Below are 14,716 nucleotides of genomic sequence, written 5' to 3' on the forward strand. Positions count from 1 at the left end.
GCCGCCCGACCCGAAGGAGCCCGGCATGAGCCCTCGCCGCCCCCGTGTGCCCCGTGTGGCGGCCGCGGAGTCCGAGGCCGGCGCCCCCGCGCCGCAGCGCCGCCCCGCAGCCCGTCCGGCGCCGGAGCCGCGCCCCGCGGTCGTCGAGCCGACGACGTCGGCCCCCGAACCCGACGAGGCACCCGTCACGCCCGCGTCGCGGGACGGCGGCGAGGTCATCGACCTGCGCCGCGCCCAGCGGCGCCGCGAGGAGGAGACCGCCCGGCATGCGGAGGCGCACCGGCGGATGCAGGAGCGCCGGGCGGCGGCCCGGGCGGCCCGCAGCCGCCTCGAGGACGACCGAGCGGAGGATCGGGCGCGTGCCGCGCGCGCGGCCGAGGCCCGGCGTCGGGCTCCGTTGCCCGAGCCCGTGCCCGCCCGGCAGATCACCGGCCGCTCGCTCGTGGTGGTGGCGGTGCTGCTGATCGCGGCCGTCCTGGTGGCGCCCACCGCGCGGCTCCTGCTCAACCAGCGGCTGGAGATCGCGGCCACGGAGCAGGACATCGCCGAGCAGGAGCGGCTGCACGCGGAGCATGAGGAGCAGATCCGCCGCTGGGACGACCCGCAGTACGTGGCCCAGCAGGCCCGGGAGCGGCACGGCCTGGTGATGCCGGGTGAGACCCTCTACACCGCCACGCACCTGCCCGAGGAGGAGCCCGCGCCGGAGGAGCCCGCCGGGAGCCCCACGGCCGACGGCGTGAACGCGCGCCTGCCGTGGGTGGAGGGCCTGTGGGACTCCGCCGTCCGTGCCGCCACCGAATGACCCGACCGCAGCCAGCCCCCCCCGACCCGGAGGACGTCATGACCGAGAACCCCCGCACCGTCACCGAACAGGATCTGGACACGCTGTCCCGCCAGCTCGGCCGACCGGTGCGCGACGTGGTGGAGATCGGTGCGCGCTGCGTGTGCGGGAACCCCCTCGTGGCCACCACCGCCCCGCGCCTGTCCAACGGGATCCCCTTCCCCACGACCTTCTACCTCACCCACCCCGTGCTCACCTCCGCCGTGTCCCGGCTCGAGGCCGCGGGGGTGATGGCGGAGATGAACGAGCGCCTCGCGCAGGACGAGGCCCTCGCCGCGGCCCACCGCTCCGCCCACGAGGCGTACCTGGCCGAGCGGGAGCGGGTGGGCCGGGAGGCCGGCACCGGAGAGGTCCCGGAGATCGCCCACGTCTCCGCGGGCGGCCTGCCCGAGAGGGTGAAGTGCCTCCATGCGCTGGTGGGCCACGCGCTGGCCGCGGGCCCCGGCGTCGACCCGCTCGGCGACGAGGCGCTGGCTGCCGTCCGGGAGTGGTGGACCCCCGAGGCGTGCGCGTGCGCCGGGGCGTGGGACGAGTCCGCCCCCGTCCCCTCGAAGGACCTGTCCCGGCATGTCCGGCACTTGGCCCGGGTCGAGGCCCTGGAGAGGGTCACCGTGGCCGCGGTGGACTGCGGCACCAACTCCCTCCGTCTGCTGATCGCCCGCCCCGCGGGCGCGGAGGACGCCGACGGCCCGGCGCCGGACGCCCCGCTGGAGGACGTGGTCCGGGAGATGCGCGTGGTGCGCCTGGGTGAGGGCGTGGACGCCACCGGCGCCTTCTCGGCCGCCGCGCTCGAGCGCACCTTCGCCGCGGTGGACGAGTACGCCCATCTCGTCAAGCGGCACCACGCCGGGACCGTGCGCTTCGTGGCGACCTCCGCCAGCCGCGACGTCTCCAACCGGGAGGCCTTCGTGGCCGGGGTGTCCGAGCGCCTGGGCGTGGCGCCCGAGGTGGTCTCGGGCGACGAGGAGGCGCGTCTGTCCTTCGCGGGCGCGGTCTCCGCGGTGGACGTCACCGCGCTCGGCGCCGAGGACCTGGTGCTGGTGGTGGACCTCGGCGGCGGCTCCACGGAGTTCGTGGTGGGCACCCCGGACGGGCGCGTGGCGGACGCGGTCAGCATGGACATGGGGTGCGTCCGCTACACCGAGCGCTTCGCGCTCTCCGACCCGCCCGCGGAGGACGAGCTCGCCGCCGCGCGCGCGTCCGTGTCCGCCGTCCTGGACGACGTCGCCGCCCGGCTGCCGCTGGAGCGGGTGCGGGCCGTCGTCGGGGTGGCCGGCACGGTCACCACCGTGACGGCCGAGGCCCTCGGGCTCGCGGAGTACGACGCGACCGCCCTGCACGGGGCCGAGCTCTCCGTGGCGGTGGTCCGGGCGGCGGCGGACCGGCTCGTGGCCGCCACCCGGCAGGAGCGGGCCGCGCGCGGCTTCATGCACCCCGGGCGCGTGGACGTGATCGGCGCCGGCGCGCTGATCTGGTCGCAGGTGGTGGAGCGGGTGGCGGAGGTCTCCGGCACGGACCGGGTGGTGACCAGCGAGCACGACATCCTGGACGGGATCGCCCTGTCCCTGCGCCGCTGACGGGGCCGCCGGGCGTGGGACCGCCCGGGGCCGCGGGCATAGGATGGGCCCCATGTCTACCACTCCTGATCTGTCCCCGAAGCCGCGCCTGCTGATCGTCGGCGGCGGCTACGCCGGGTTCCATGTCGCCCGCGAGCTGCAGAAGAAGGTCGCCGAGCGCGGCGGCATCGTGACCGTCGTCGACCCCCGCCCGTACATGACGTACTACCCGTTCCTGCCCGAGGTCGTGGGCGGCCACATCGAGGGCCGCCACGTGAACGTGGACCTGCAGACGCACCTCAAGGACGCCGAGGTCGTCCGCGGCGCCGTCGTGTCCGTGGACCACGCCGGCCGCACCGCCGTGGTGCGCGGCGAGGGCGGCGACGAGTTCGAGATCCCGTACCAGGACATCGTGATGACCGCGGGCGCCGTGACCCGCGTGTTCCCGATCCCGGGTCTGGGCGAGCAGGGCATCGGTCTGCGCTCGGTCGAGGAGGCCGTCCAGCTGCGCAACCAGATCCTGGAGCGCCTGGACGCCGGTTCCCTGATGACGGACGCCGAGGAGCGCAAGCGTGCCCTGACCTTCGTGGTGGTGGGCGGCGGCTTCGCCGGGATCGAGGCCATCGCGGAGATGGAGAACCTCATCCGCAACGCCGTGGAGCGCAATGAGCGCCTCTCCCAGTCGGAGATCCGGATCGTCCTCGTGGAGGCCATGGGCCGGATCATGCCCGAGGTGTCCGAGGAGCAGGCCGCGGGCGTGGTGGAGCACCTGAAGTCCCGCGGCATCGAGGTGCTGCTGAACACCTCCCTGGGGGACGCCACCGACGGCGTCATGAAGCTGGTGGCCATGCCCTCCAAGGAGGAGGCGGACACCTTCGCCGCGGACACCCTCGTGTGGTGCGCGGGCGTGGTGGCCAACTCCGTGGTCAAGAGCACCGACTTCCCGGTGGACGACCGCGGCCGCGTGGAGGCCACCCCCACCCTGCAGATCAAGGACGGCGAGGCCGGCGCGCTCGAGGGCGCGTGGGCCTGCGGCGACGTCTCCGCGGTGCCGGACCTCACCGGCGCCGGCCCGGGCGGCTTCTGCGTCCCGAACGCCCAGCACGCCATCCGTCAGGCCAAGCGCCTGGCCGCCAACTACATGGCCGTGCGCCACGGCGAGGGCGAGGTGCAGGAGTACGTGCACAAGTCCCTGGGCACCGTGGCCGGCATGGGCTTCGGCCGTGGCGTGGGCAACCCGCTGGGCACCAAGATCTCCGGCATCCCGGCGTTCCTGGCCCACCGCGGCTACCACGGCTATGCGATGCCCACCCTGGAGCGGAAGTTCCGCATCCTCTCGGGCTGGGTGGCCGAGACGCTGTTCGGCCGCGACTCCACTTCCATCGCCGCGCAGGACACCCCGTTCAACGAGTTCCGCGCCGCCGCCGGCGTGGAGCTGGAGCCGGGCAGGTTCACCAAGCCCGAGCTCGAGGCCGCCAAGGCCTGACCTCCGTACCGCACGGCCCCGCCCGCGATCCCTCGGGCGGGGCCGTGCGGCACCCCCGGCGTCCGAGGGCGCCGGCCAGCCCCCGTAGCCCAATCGGCAGAGGCATCCGACTTAAAATCGGCGTGGTGCGGGTTCGAGTCCCGCCGGGGGCACGCACGGGACCCGTCGCTCTCAGTGTGTCCCCAGGAAGTCGGCCCTGCGTGAACAGGGGGCCGGGAACGGCTCCGGGGCGGTGCCTACCCGTGGCGGGCCGGGGCCGCCCCGGTAGACTGGACCGCGACCCCCGGAACACGAGTGAAGTGCACCTCACGCCGTGTGTTCGGGCCGATCATGACCCGAAGGAGCGAGCCGTGGCCAACCCGGTGATGAACTCGAAGAACTTCCAGCAGCAGATGCACGCCGGCGCCCCGCAGCCGGGGTGGTACCAGGGCGGCGGCCAGCAGACCGCCCCCGGCCCGTACGGGCAGCAGCAGAGCCCTTACGGCCAGCAGAGCCCCTACGGCCAGGCCCAGGCGTTCGGCGCGGGCCAGGCCGCCCAGCAGGCGGCGCACCAGCAGTCCTTGGAGGACGCCTTCCGCGCGCCCGCCGCGGGCGCCGGCCAGACCGGCCGCATGACCTACAACGACATCGTGGGCAAGACCGCCCTGATGCTCGTGCTCGTGGTGGCCGGCGGCGTCGTCGGCTGGTCCTCGCCGGGGCTGATGATCATCGGCGCCATCGTGGGCCTCGTGCTCGGCCTGGTGAACTCCTTCAAGCGGGAGCCTTCGCCGGTGCTCATCATGGCCTACGCCCTGGCGCAGGGCCTGTTCCTCGGCGGCATCTCCGCCGTGTTCGAGGCCTCCTACCCGGGCATCGTGGTGCAGGCCGTGCTCGGCACCTTCTCCGTGTTCGCCGTGATGTTGGCGCTCTACACCTCCGGCAAGTTCCGCCCCACCCCGCGCATGACCAAGATCGTCCTGGCGGCCATGGTCGGCTACATGCTCTTCATGCTGCTGAACCTGGTCCTGACCTGGACCGGCGTGGCCAACCTGCGTGAGGGCGGCCTGGGCCTGGTCGTCGGCGCGATCGCCGTGCTCCTCGCCGCCTACTCGCTCACCCTCGACTTCGAGATGGGCGCCCAGGGCGTGAAGAACGGCGCCCCCCAGAAGTATTCCTGGACCGTGGCCTTCGGCCTGACGGTCACCCTCATCTGGCTGTACGTCGAGATCCTGCGCATCGTCGCGATCTTCCGCAGCAACGACTGACGCCCCCGGCCCTCCCGGGCCGACCCCGACGACGCCCCCGGGCGCCGGTGGACTCCACCCCGGCGCCCGGGGGCGTCGCCGTGTCCGAGTCTGGCGCCCCGAGCGGCGTAGATTGGGAGCGATCCCCGTCCGGCCCGTCCGGCCCCCAGCCCGACGCCCCCACCGCAAGGAGACCCGCGCATGAGCGTGCCGCCCGAGGCGTCCGCCGCCGACGCCGCTCCCCGCCCCGCCGGCGCCGCCCTCCCGGCCGCCGAGGACGCGCGCTTCGGCGCGCCCGCGGCCTCGGGCGCCCAGTTCCGTCTGGCCCGCGGCGGCGCGGAGGCCATGGTGGTGGGGCTGGCCGGCGCGCTGCGCACCTACCGGGTGGACGGCGTCGACGTCACCGAGCCCTACGGCCCGGACACGGTCCCGCCCGCCGGCAACGGCATCCAGATGAGCCCGTGGCCCAACCGGGTGGCGGGCGGCCGGTGGAGCCTCGACGGCGCCGAGCAGGTGCTCGACGTCACCGAGCCCGCCCGCGGGAACGCCATCCACGGCCTGTTGCGCAACACGCACCTGGTGCCGGAGGAGGTCTCCGGGCACGCCGTCACGCTGCGCGGGGAGATCCACCCGCAGCACGGTTGGCCGTTCCGCCTCACCCACCGGGTGACGTACGCCCTCGCGGAGGACGGCGCGCTCACCGTGACGATGGCCCTGCAGAACCACGCCGACGCCGTCGCGCCCGTGGCCTTCGGGGCGCACCCGTTCCTGCGGATCGGGGACGTCCCCACGGAGGAGCTCACCCTGCAGGTCGCGGCGGAGTCCTGGATCCGCGCGGACGAGCGCCTCATCCCCGTGGGGGCCGAGCCCGTGGCGGGGTCCGAGCACGACTTCCGCGGCGGGCGTCGGGTGGGCGCGGACGCACTCGACGTGGGACTCACGGACCTCTCCCCGGACGACGACGGCCTGCACCGTGCCCGCCTGTCCGCCCCGGACGGACGGTCCGTGACCCTCTGGAGCGAGCCGGCGTTCACGTGCACCCACGTGTTCGTCACCGACCGCCTGCCCGGCCGCACGGCGGCCGTGGCCGTGGAGCCCCTGACCGCCCCCGCCGACGCCCTGAACTCGGGCGTCGGCCTCCATCGCCTGGCGCCCGGGGAGCGGTTCACCGCCTGCTGGGGCCTGACCCCCCGCCTCACCCCCGCACCGAAGGAGGACGCCGCATGAGCGCCACGCTCTCGACCGACACGAAGATCAACAAGGACGTCCCCTACGGGCTGATGGTCGCCGCCGCGTGGTCGTGGCGCGTGATCGCGATCGCCGTCATGGCGTGGGTCGTCTGGCGCGTCTGCGGCTACGTCAGCCTGATCATCATCCCGGTGATCGTGGCGGCCCTGCTGGCCGTGCTCATGGCCCCGGTCTACCGGGCCCTGCGCCGGGCGCGCGTGCCGGGCGTGCTGGCCGCGCTGCTGTCCATCCTCCTCCTGCTGGCCGTCGTGGCGGGCCTGGCCTTCCTGGCGGGTCGGCAGCTGGTCACCGGCTTCGCCGACCTCTCCGCTCAGCTCGGGCAGTCCGTGACCCAGCTCGTGGCGTGGCTGCAGGGACTGGGTCTCGACCTGCAGTTCGACGCCGCCGCCCTGGACAACGTCTGGAACACCGTCCGGGAGAACTCCTCGACGCTGCTGGACGGCGCCCTGGCCTTCGGCTCCACGGCCGCCAACGTGCTGACCGGCACCTTCATCGCCCTGTTCACGCTCATCTTCTTCCTGTATGACGGCGACCGCATCTGGCGCTTCCTGCTGGCCTTCGTCCCCAAGCACAACCGGGACCGCGTGGACGTCGCCGGGCGCTCCGGCTGGGAGTCCCTGGGCGCGTTCGTGCGCGTGCAGATCCTGGTGGCGGCCATCGACGCCCTCGGCATCGGGCTGGGCGCCTGGCTCCTGGGTGTGCCCCTGGCCTTCCCCCTCGCGGTCCTGGTGTTCCTGTTCTCCTTCATCCCGATGGTCGGCGCCTTCGCCTCCGGGGCCATCGCCGTGGTGATCGCCCTGACCGCCAACGGCCTCGTCAACGCGCTGCTCATGGTCGGCGTCGTGGTGCTCGTGCAGCAGCTGGAGGGCAACGTGCTCCAGCCGCTGGTGATGGGCAAGGCCGTGTCCCTGCACCCGCTGGCCGTGTTCCTCGCCGTGGCGGCCGGCTCCGTGGCCATGGGCCTCGTGGGCGCCGTGTTCGCGGTGCCGCTGCTGGCGTTCATCAACGCCTTCGTGCAGGCCCTCCAGGCGAAGGTCCCGGACGAGGAGATGCGGGCGGGCGAGTCCGCCTTCCGCCTCAAGCCCGAGATCATCGAGGGGGCGCGCAAGAACGCGCATCTGGACCCGGACCGCGACCCCCATGTGTTCGACGCCTACCTCCCGGACTCGGAGTCGGCCCGCCCGGACAGGGGCGACGATGAGCGCACCGGCTCGACCGCGTCCGACGTGCACCCGTGAGCGCCCCCCGCATCTGGGCGCGGCCGTCCGGGGCGGCCGGGCCGGCCACGGACGGCCTCGGGGTGCGGCTGGAGGACGTCGAGCGCGCCCGCGAGGTCCTGGACGGCGTCGCCGAGACCACGCCCCTGCAGTTCTCCCGCGCCCTGACCCGGGACCTGGGGACGCCGGTGCACCTCAAGTGCGAGAACCTGCAGCGCGCCGGGTCCTTCAAGGTCCGCGGCGCGTACGTCCGGATGGCGCAGCTGTCCGCGGAGGAGCGCGCCCGCGGCGTGGTGGCCGCCTCCGCGGGCAATCACGCCCAGGGCGTGGCCCTGGCCGCGGCCAAGCTGGGCATCCACGCGCGGATCGTGATGCCGCGGGGCGTCGCTCTGCCCAAGCTCCAGGCCACCCGGGACCACGGGGCGGAGGTGCAGCTGTTTGGCTCCACGGTGGACGAGGTGCTCGCGGAGGCCCGGCACTACGCCGAGCGGACCGGCGCGGTCTTCATCCCCCCGTTCGACGACCCGGCGATCGTGGCCGGCCAAGGCACGGTGGGCCTCGAGATCATGGACGCCCTGCCCGCGGTGGACACCGTGGTGGTGGGCATCGGCGGCGGCGGGCTCATCGCGGGTCTGGCCGTCGCGATGAAGGAGCGGGCCCGGCAGCAGGGCCGCACCGTCCGCGTGGTGGGCGTGCAGGCGGCCACCGCCGCCGCCTACCCGGTCTCCCTCGCCGAGGGGCGCGTGCAGGTCCTCGAGAGCGTGTCCACCATCGCGGACGGCATCGCCGTCGGACGGCCCGGAGACCTGCCGTTCGGGATCGTGGCGGAGCTCGTGGACGCCGTCGTGACCGTGACGGACGATGAGATCGCCGCCGCCATGGTGCACCTGCTGGAGCGCTCCAAGCTGGTGGTGGAGCCGGCCGGCGCCGTGGGTGTGGCCGCGTTGCTGTCCGGCCGTGTGGCGGACCTGGGGCAGGAGCTCGGCACGACCGTGGCGGTCCTCTCCGGCGGCAACATCGACCCGATGCTCCTGCTCAAGTCCGTCCAGTCGGGTCTGTCCGCGGCGGGGCGGTACATGACGGTGCGCATCCCCTTGCCGGACCGTGCCGGCGAGCTGGCCACGATCTCCCGGATCATCGCGGAGACGGACGCGAACGTGGTGCGCGTGGACCACACGCGGGTGGGTCCGGAGCTGTCCATGGGCGGCGTGCACATCACCATCGACATGGAGACCAAGGGCTGGGAGCATTCGGACGCCGTGCTCACCTCCCTCCGCGAGGCGGGCTACGCCCCGCTGCGCCTCACCTGAGCCCGGTCAGCCGTGCTGGACGGCTGTGGCGGCTGCGGTGGCCGAGGTCAGGTCCACGGCGCGCCCCACGGACTGCACGAGCAGGTCGTCCCGGGTGAGGCGCTCGAGTCGGCGGGTGAACTCGCGGCGCGAGGCCTCCTCCTCGCGGGCCTGGGGCAGCAGGTGGCGGGCGACGTTGAGGCGATGCAGTATGCCGAGGAGGAGCAGGTCCTCGTCGCAGGGGTCCCCGCCCTCCGTCAGCACGCGGGAGAGCCGATCGAGGATCTGCTGACGGGCCGTGGGGGAGGTGGGCACGTGACGGGTGTTCAGGAGCGCCTTGTGCTCCTCGAGCTCGCCGGTCTCCGTGAGGTGCGCGACCACGGGCTTGCGGGCCCGGGGGCGGCCCTTGCCCACGACCGCGGCGACCTTCTCCCCGGACAGCGTGTCCGCTTCGGGGAGGAGGGCGTCCAGGACGGGATGGTCCGTGGTGCCCGCGGACACGACCGTGACCCGGGCACGGTCCACGCCGGCCGTCTCCCCGAGGTCCGCCACTCCGGCCTGGCGCAGGTCCGCGAGCGCGGCCGCGGCCAGGGCCACGCTGTGGTGGGCGGGGACGAGGGAACGGCCGTCCTCGGCGGTGAGGACCAGGTGCATCTTCTCGGCGGTCAGCATGCGATCAGCGTAGCAACGCACAGCGGCCGCGCCCCGGGGTGGGGGCGCGGCCGCTGTGCGGGCGGGGCCTGCGTCAGGCCGTGTAGGGCTCGACCTCCGTGACCGTGACCTCGATCTGCTTGCCGTTGGGGGCGGTGTAGGAGACCGCGTCCCCCTTCTTGGCGCCGTTGATGGCCTCGCCGAGCGGGGAGCGCTCAGAGTAGACCTCGAGGTCCTCGCCGTCGGCGGCGATCTCGCGGTTGCCGAAGAGGAAGGTCATCTCGTCACCGGCCACGACGGCGGTGACCACGGTCCCGGGCTGGACGGTGCCATCCGCGGTGCCGGTCTCGCCCACGCGGGCGGTCTCGAGCAGCTGCTTGAGCTCGGCGATGCGGCCCTCGTTCTTGGACTGCTCCTCGCGGGCGGCGTGGTAGCCGCCGTTCTCCTTGAGGTCGCCCTCGTCGCGGGCGGCCTCGATGCGCTCGATGATCTCCTGGCGGCCGGGGCCGGAGATGTGCTCGAGCTCCTTGCTGAGGCGGTCGTAGGCCTCCTGGGTCAGCCAGGGGGCGTCGGAGGGGGTGGTGGCCATGGGCGATGTCCTCTCGGGTCGGGGCGGCCCGGGGGCCGCCGGGGATGCGAAGCGCCCCGCCGGCCGGGTGGGCGACCCCCGCGGTACGCGGAGGATCGGCAGGCCCGGGGTGGCGGGGCGGGGGAATCCGTGGTCCAGTCTACCGAAGCGACGCACGTCACCCCAACCGGGGGCGGCAGGTCAGGCGGTGCGGCAGCCGTCCACCAGGCCGGTGACGCCGCGGACCACGGTGCGCACGTCCACGGTGTACATGGCGTCCCGGCCGGGGTCCACCTCCGGGCCGGGGTCGATCCGCACGGTGCGGAAGCCCACGGGCGCCGCCTGGGCGTCCAGGACGACCACGTCGCACTCGGCGGCGACCCCCTCGGGGACCGACACCTGGAAGGTCACGGAGGCCGAACCGGCGTCGTGGATCTGGTAGCCCACATCCTTGGCCCGGACCTGGCCCACCGAGACGTTGAGGCCGATCATCACGGCCAGGGCGACGGCGACGGCCAGGGCGGGTGCGCCCAGGGCCATCCGCAGGTGCCGGCGAGAGGCGCGGCGGTGTGCCACCCCGTAGCGGTTGGCTAGGGTGTTCTCCGGCGCGTGCGCGTCATGGGCGGGGGTCGAGGACATCCCCTCCAGCCTATCCGCCGCGCCCCGCCCCCGAGGCGTTCGGGGGACCGTCTCCCGGAAGGAATCCCGACGCCGTGTCCGAGCCCTCCCCCGCCGCCTCCGCACCCCTGCCCGACTCCACGGGCCTGCGGCTCATGGCCGTCCACGCGCACCCGGACGACGAGGCCTCGAAGGGCGCCGCCATGATGGCCGCCTACGCCGCTGCCGGGGCCGAGGTCCTGGTGGTCACGTGCACCGGCGGCGAGGCCGGCTCGCTTCTGAATCCGTCGTTCGCCGACCTGGTCCGGGCCGAGCGGGACATCACCGCCGTCCGCCGGGAGGAGATGGCCCGCGCCGCCCAGGCGCTGGGCGTGCAGCAGGTGTGGCTGGGCTTCCTGGACTCGGGCCTGCCCGAGGGCGACCCCCTGCCGGCCCTGCCCGATCACTGCTTCGCCCAGCTGCCCCTGCAGACCGCGGCGGCCCCCCTGGTGGCGCTCGTCCGACGGTTCCGGCCCCACGTGCTCATCTCCTATGACGAGGCCGGCGGCTACCCGCACCCGGACCACATCCAGGCCCACCACGTCACCCTCGAGGCGTGGCGCCGAGCCGGCGACGCGGACGCCTACCCGGGCACGGGGGAGCCCTGGGAGATCAGCAAGCTCTACTACGACCGGGCGTTCAACCCGGACAAGTTCCGCGCCCTGCACGAAGGGTTCCTGGCCCTGGGCCAGGAGTCGCCGTTCGAGGCCCGGCTGACCATGTACGCCCGCATGGACGCCATGCGGGAGGTGCTGCGCCGACGCGATGCCGGCGAGGACATCTCGGATCCGGAGCACCTGCCCCCGTTCGTGCCCCCGCACCACGAGGTCACCACCCAGGTCCCCGTGGCTGACTTCCTCGACGAGCGGGACGCCGCCCTGCGTGCGCACGCCACGCAGGTGGACCCGGACGGCCCGTTCTTCGCCGCGCCCAACGACCTGCTGCGCACCACGTGGCCGTGGGAGGACTACGCGCTGATCGAGTCGCGGGTGCTCGCGCCGACCCCCGAGGACGACCTGTTCAACGGGCTGCGGTGATCCTCCCCGGCGTGGACTGAGCGCAGCCGGGCCACGCCGGTAGGATCGGACGTCGTGATGCTCCTGAACCCCCTCGCCCTGCCCTCCGCGCTCGCGGCCGCCGTGTCCGCCGCCCCCGCGCCCGCGGTGCCCGAGCCCACGCTGAAGCCGGGTCTGACCGAGGCGGACATCACCCCGGGCATCGAGGGCTTCCTCTTCACCGCCCTCATGGTGGCCATGGCCATCCTGGTGATCCGGCTCATGGTGCGCTCCGTGCGCCGGGTGCAGCAGCGCTCCCCGGAGGCCGAGGCCATGCTCGTGGAGCGCCACCAGGGGCACCTGCCGGCGCAGGTCCGTGCCGGCGGCGAGCCGCTGGACAGCGACGCCGAAGACCGTCTCAGGCGCCTGCAGCGCACGTACCCCGGCTACCTCCAGGACCCCACCCCCGAGCCCGAGGCCCCGGACACCGGCCGCGACTGAGGGCGGCCGCGCGTCGTTCCGGCCCGGGTCAGCGGGCCAGGTAGGCCAGGAACACCGCGATGCAGTGGCACACGAACCCGCCCACGGTGAACACGTGGAAGAGCTCGTGGAAGCCGAACCACTCACGGTGGATCGTGGGCGCCTTGAGGGCGTAGAACACGGCGCCCACGATGTACGCGGCGCCGCCGGCGCAGATCAGCACGGCCGCCGGGACGTGCGCGGCGAAGAAGTCGCCCAGGTACAGCAGGGCCGCCAGGCCCAGGGCCACGTACACGGGGGTGTAGAGCCAGCGCGGGGCGTCCGTCCACAGCAGCCGGAACGCCACCCCGAGGAGCGCCCCCACCCACACCACGGTGAGCAGGGTCATGCCCTTGTCCCGGGGCAGGAGCGCGAGGGCGAGGGGCGTGTAGGTGCCCGCGATCACGAGCATGATGTTGGTGTGGTCCAGGCGCTTGAGCACCCGGGAGACCGATTCGTTCCACTGCACCAGGTGGTAGGTGGCCGAGACGCCGAACAGCAGCATCCCCGTGACGGTGTAGACCACGGCGGCCCACCGCAGCGTGGTGGTGGGCGCCAGGACGATCAGCACGATCCCCGCCGCGAGCACCAGGGGTGCCATGACGGCGTGGACCCAGCCGCGCAGCCGCGGCTTGTACAGGGGGTGGTCGGGGTCCCGGACGCGTTCGATGCGCCAGCGCAGGGGCTGGTCGGTCCGGTTCGTCGGCGCGTGGTCGGAGAGTGGCATGCCCCCATTCTCGCCGATGGGCGGAGGCGGCCGCGTATCCTGATCACCCCGGCCCCACCTGGAGAGCGAGGTGCCCCGTGCGTCGACCCGAGGCGTTCTACCGCCTGTACGAGCGTCGGCTCGCGCGCCGCCTGGACCCCGAGCGCCTCCCGCACCACGTGGGCGTGCTGGTGGACGGGAACCGACGCTGGGCGCGCGCGTTCGGCGCCACCACGGAGGAGGGCCACCGGGCCGGAGCGGAGCGCATCCTGGACTTCATCGGCTGGTGCGACGAGGTCGGGGTGCCCGTGGTGACGCTCTACATGCTCTCCACGGAGAACCTGGCCCGGCCGGCGGCCGAGCTCGCACCGCTGCTGGAGATCATCATGACCACGGCCGAGCGGCTCGCCGAGCCGCGGGAGGACCGTGCGCCCGTGCGCGTGCAGCCCGTGGGCGCCGTCGACCTCCTGCCCCCGCGCATGGCCCGGTGCCTGCGCGACGTGGCCGAGCTGACCCGGCAGAACACCGGGGTGCACGTCAACGTGGCCGTGGGCTACGGGGGGCGGCTGGAGATCGTGGACGCCGTCCGGGAGCTGCTGCGGGAGGTGGACGCTGCCGGCACGAGCGCCGGGGACGTGGCCGACGCCCTGACCGTGGACGCCATCTCGGACCGGCTCTACACGCGCGGCCAGCCGGACCCGGACCTGGTGATCCGCACCTCCGGCGAGCAACGGCTCTCCGGGTTCCTCACCTGGCAGTCCGCATACTCCGAGTTCTACTTCTGCGAGGCCATGTGGCCCGCCTTCCGCCGCACGGACTTCCTCCGGGCGCTGCGGGACTACGGCCGCCGGCAGCGCCGCTTCGGGGCCTGAGCGCCGCCCGGGACGGGGGCGCGGACTCGGGTCAGAGCGCGGGCAGGAGACGACGCGCGGCCCGGTCCGCCCGCCCCCAGGCCAGGGCCAGGAGAACCCCGGCCGCGGCGCCGGAGAGGTGGCCGGTCCAGGAGACGCCGGGCTGGGGGAGCAGGCCGATCAGGGACGAGCCGAGGTAGGTCACCGCCACCACCAGGGAGACGGCCACCGCGAGCAGGCGTCGGGCCACAGCCCCGTACACGAGCAGGAACGCCGTGAGGGCGTAGACGATCCCCGAGGCGCCGATGTGCACCCCGGGCGTGCCGATCAGCCACGTGAACACCCCGGAGAGCAGCCAGGCGGCCCCGAGCAGGGCGAGGGGGCGGCGGGAGACGAGCGCCGCCGTCGGGCCCAGCACCAGCAGGGCCGTGGTGTTGCCGATCAGGTGGCGCCAGCCGCCGTGGAGCAGCGGGGAGAACAGGATCCCGTCCAGGCCCGCGGCGCTGCGCGGGACGAGCCCGAGCCCGCCGATCAGCGGGCGACCGGCCACGATCGCCACCAGGAACATCGCCCACATGAGCGCCACCAGGAGCGCGGTGGGGGCGACGGCCCGCAGCAGCCCACGGCCGGCGCGGTCCGCGAGCGTGTCCATGGGGCGGGGCCGGCCCGCGGTGAGGCCGGTCTCCCGGTGCGGCGGGGTCAGGGACATGGCGGGCTCCTGGGCGGGGTGCGGGGGTCGCGGCCAGTCTAGGACGCGGCCGGGGTCATCGTCCGGAGGAGGCGATCCGTCGGCCCGGTGCCCGAGGGCTTCACCCGCCGTTCACGGGGCGCTCCCCGGGCGGTCCAGGGGACCCGCCTAGCGTGGGTCGGGAGCGGGCGGCCCCGCCCGTGGGTGCTCAGCGAGGAGGA

Annotated in this window: 15 protein-coding genes and 1 tRNA gene; 11 read left to right on the forward strand and 5 right to left on the reverse strand. The window is 74.2% G+C overall.

Features of this window, described 5'->3' with window-relative positions:
• Positions 1–25: 25 nt before the first annotated feature.
• The 8 genes from MA879_RS01835 (at position 26) to ilvA (ending at position 8,881) form a co-directional block, all read left to right on the forward strand.
• Positions 26–802 carry an FtsB family cell division protein gene (locus MA879_RS01835; RefSeq protein WP_248122860.1) on the forward strand — a complete coding sequence of 259 codons (777 nt, stop codon included), beginning with the start codon at positions 26–28 and terminating at the stop codon, positions 800–802.
• Between the two features lie 38 nt (positions 803–840).
• Complete coding sequence (locus MA879_RS12355; RefSeq protein ID WP_282447489.1) at positions 841–2,418, forward strand: DUF501 domain-containing protein; 1,578 nt, start codon at positions 841–843, stop codon at positions 2,416–2,418.
• 52 nt (positions 2,419–2,470) lie between these two features.
• The gene (locus MA879_RS01850; protein WP_248122862.1) at positions 2,471–3,883 is read left to right on the forward strand and encodes an NAD(P)/FAD-dependent oxidoreductase; all 1,413 of its coding nucleotides are present in this window, start codon (positions 2,471–2,473) and stop codon (positions 3,881–3,883) included.
• 78 nt (positions 3,884–3,961) lie between these two features.
• Positions 3,962–4,035 (forward strand) — tRNA-Leu (locus MA879_RS01855).
• A gap of 198 nt (positions 4,036–4,233) precedes the next feature.
• Positions 4,234–5,127: a Bax inhibitor-1/YccA family protein gene (locus tag MA879_RS01860; protein ID WP_248122864.1), complete on the forward strand. Its 894-nt coding sequence runs from the start codon at positions 4,234–4,236 to the stop codon at positions 5,125–5,127.
• A gap of 180 nt (positions 5,128–5,307) precedes the next feature.
• Positions 5,308–6,333, forward strand: a complete 1,026-nt coding sequence (locus MA879_RS01865) for an aldose 1-epimerase family protein (protein ID WP_248122866.1) — start codon at positions 5,308–5,310, stop codon at positions 6,331–6,333.
• Entirely contained in the window at positions 6,330–7,592 is a 1,263-nt protein-coding gene (locus MA879_RS01870) for an AI-2E family transporter (protein ID WP_248122868.1), read from the forward strand. Before MA879_RS01865 ends, MA879_RS01870 begins: the two co-directional genes overlap by 4 nt.
• Entirely contained in the window at positions 7,589–8,881 is a 1,293-nt protein-coding gene (ilvA, locus tag MA879_RS01875) for a threonine ammonia-lyase (protein ID WP_248122870.1), read from the forward strand. Before MA879_RS01870 ends, ilvA begins: the two co-directional genes overlap by 4 nt.
• A 6-nt stretch (positions 8,882–8,887) precedes the next feature.
• Here the strand turns inward: ilvA and MA879_RS01880 are convergent, their stop codons facing one another.
• The 3 genes from MA879_RS01880 to MA879_RS01890 form a co-directional block, all read right to left on the reverse strand.
• Entirely contained in the window at positions 8,888–9,532 is a 645-nt protein-coding gene (locus MA879_RS01880; protein ID WP_248122871.1) for a GPP34 family phosphoprotein, read from the reverse strand.
• A gap of 73 nt (positions 9,533–9,605) precedes the next feature.
• The gene (gene greA, locus MA879_RS01885) at positions 9,606–10,100 is read right to left on the reverse strand and encodes a transcription elongation factor GreA (protein WP_248122873.1); all 495 of its coding nucleotides are present in this window, start codon (positions 10,098–10,100) and stop codon (positions 9,606–9,608) included.
• 180 nt (positions 10,101–10,280) lie between these two features.
• Entirely contained in the window at positions 10,281–10,718 is a 438-nt protein-coding gene (locus MA879_RS01890; RefSeq protein WP_248122875.1) for a DUF4307 domain-containing protein, read from the reverse strand.
• Between the two features lie 134 nt (positions 10,719–10,852).
• On the opposite strand from MA879_RS01890, the gene mca reads away from it, so the two are divergent.
• Positions 10,853–11,773, forward strand: coding sequence for a mycothiol conjugate amidase Mca (gene mca, locus MA879_RS01895; protein WP_248123091.1), 921 nt, complete (start codon positions 10,853–10,855; stop codon positions 11,771–11,773).
• Positions 11,774–11,830: 57 nt separating this feature from the next.
• Positions 11,831–12,232 carry a hypothetical protein gene (locus tag MA879_RS01900; RefSeq protein ID WP_248122877.1) on the forward strand — a complete coding sequence of 134 codons (402 nt, stop codon included), beginning with the start codon at positions 11,831–11,833 and terminating at the stop codon, positions 12,230–12,232.
• A gap of 28 nt (positions 12,233–12,260) precedes the next feature.
• Here the strand turns inward: MA879_RS01900 and trhA are convergent, their stop codons facing one another.
• The gene (gene trhA / locus MA879_RS01905) at positions 12,261–12,977 is read right to left on the reverse strand and encodes a PAQR family membrane homeostasis protein TrhA (protein ID WP_248122880.1); all 717 of its coding nucleotides are present in this window, start codon (positions 12,975–12,977) and stop codon (positions 12,261–12,263) included.
• A gap of 77 nt (positions 12,978–13,054) precedes the next feature.
• On the opposite strand from trhA, the gene MA879_RS01910 reads away from it, so the two are divergent.
• Complete coding sequence (locus MA879_RS01910; protein ID WP_248122882.1) at positions 13,055–13,828, forward strand: isoprenyl transferase; 774 nt, start codon at positions 13,055–13,057, stop codon at positions 13,826–13,828.
• A 31-nt stretch (positions 13,829–13,859) separates the two neighbouring features.
• On the opposite strand, the gene MA879_RS01915 is transcribed toward MA879_RS01910, so the two are convergent.
• Positions 13,860–14,516, reverse strand: a complete 657-nt coding sequence (locus MA879_RS01915; RefSeq protein ID WP_248122884.1) for a rhomboid family intramembrane serine protease — start codon at positions 14,514–14,516, stop codon at positions 13,860–13,862.
• Positions 14,517–14,716: the final 200 nt, after the last annotated feature.

It is taken from the genome of Micrococcus lacusdianchii (assembly GCF_023155805.1).
GTDB classification, from domain to species: domain Bacteria; phylum Actinomycetota; class Actinomycetes; order Actinomycetales; family Micrococcaceae; genus Micrococcus; species Micrococcus lacusdianchii.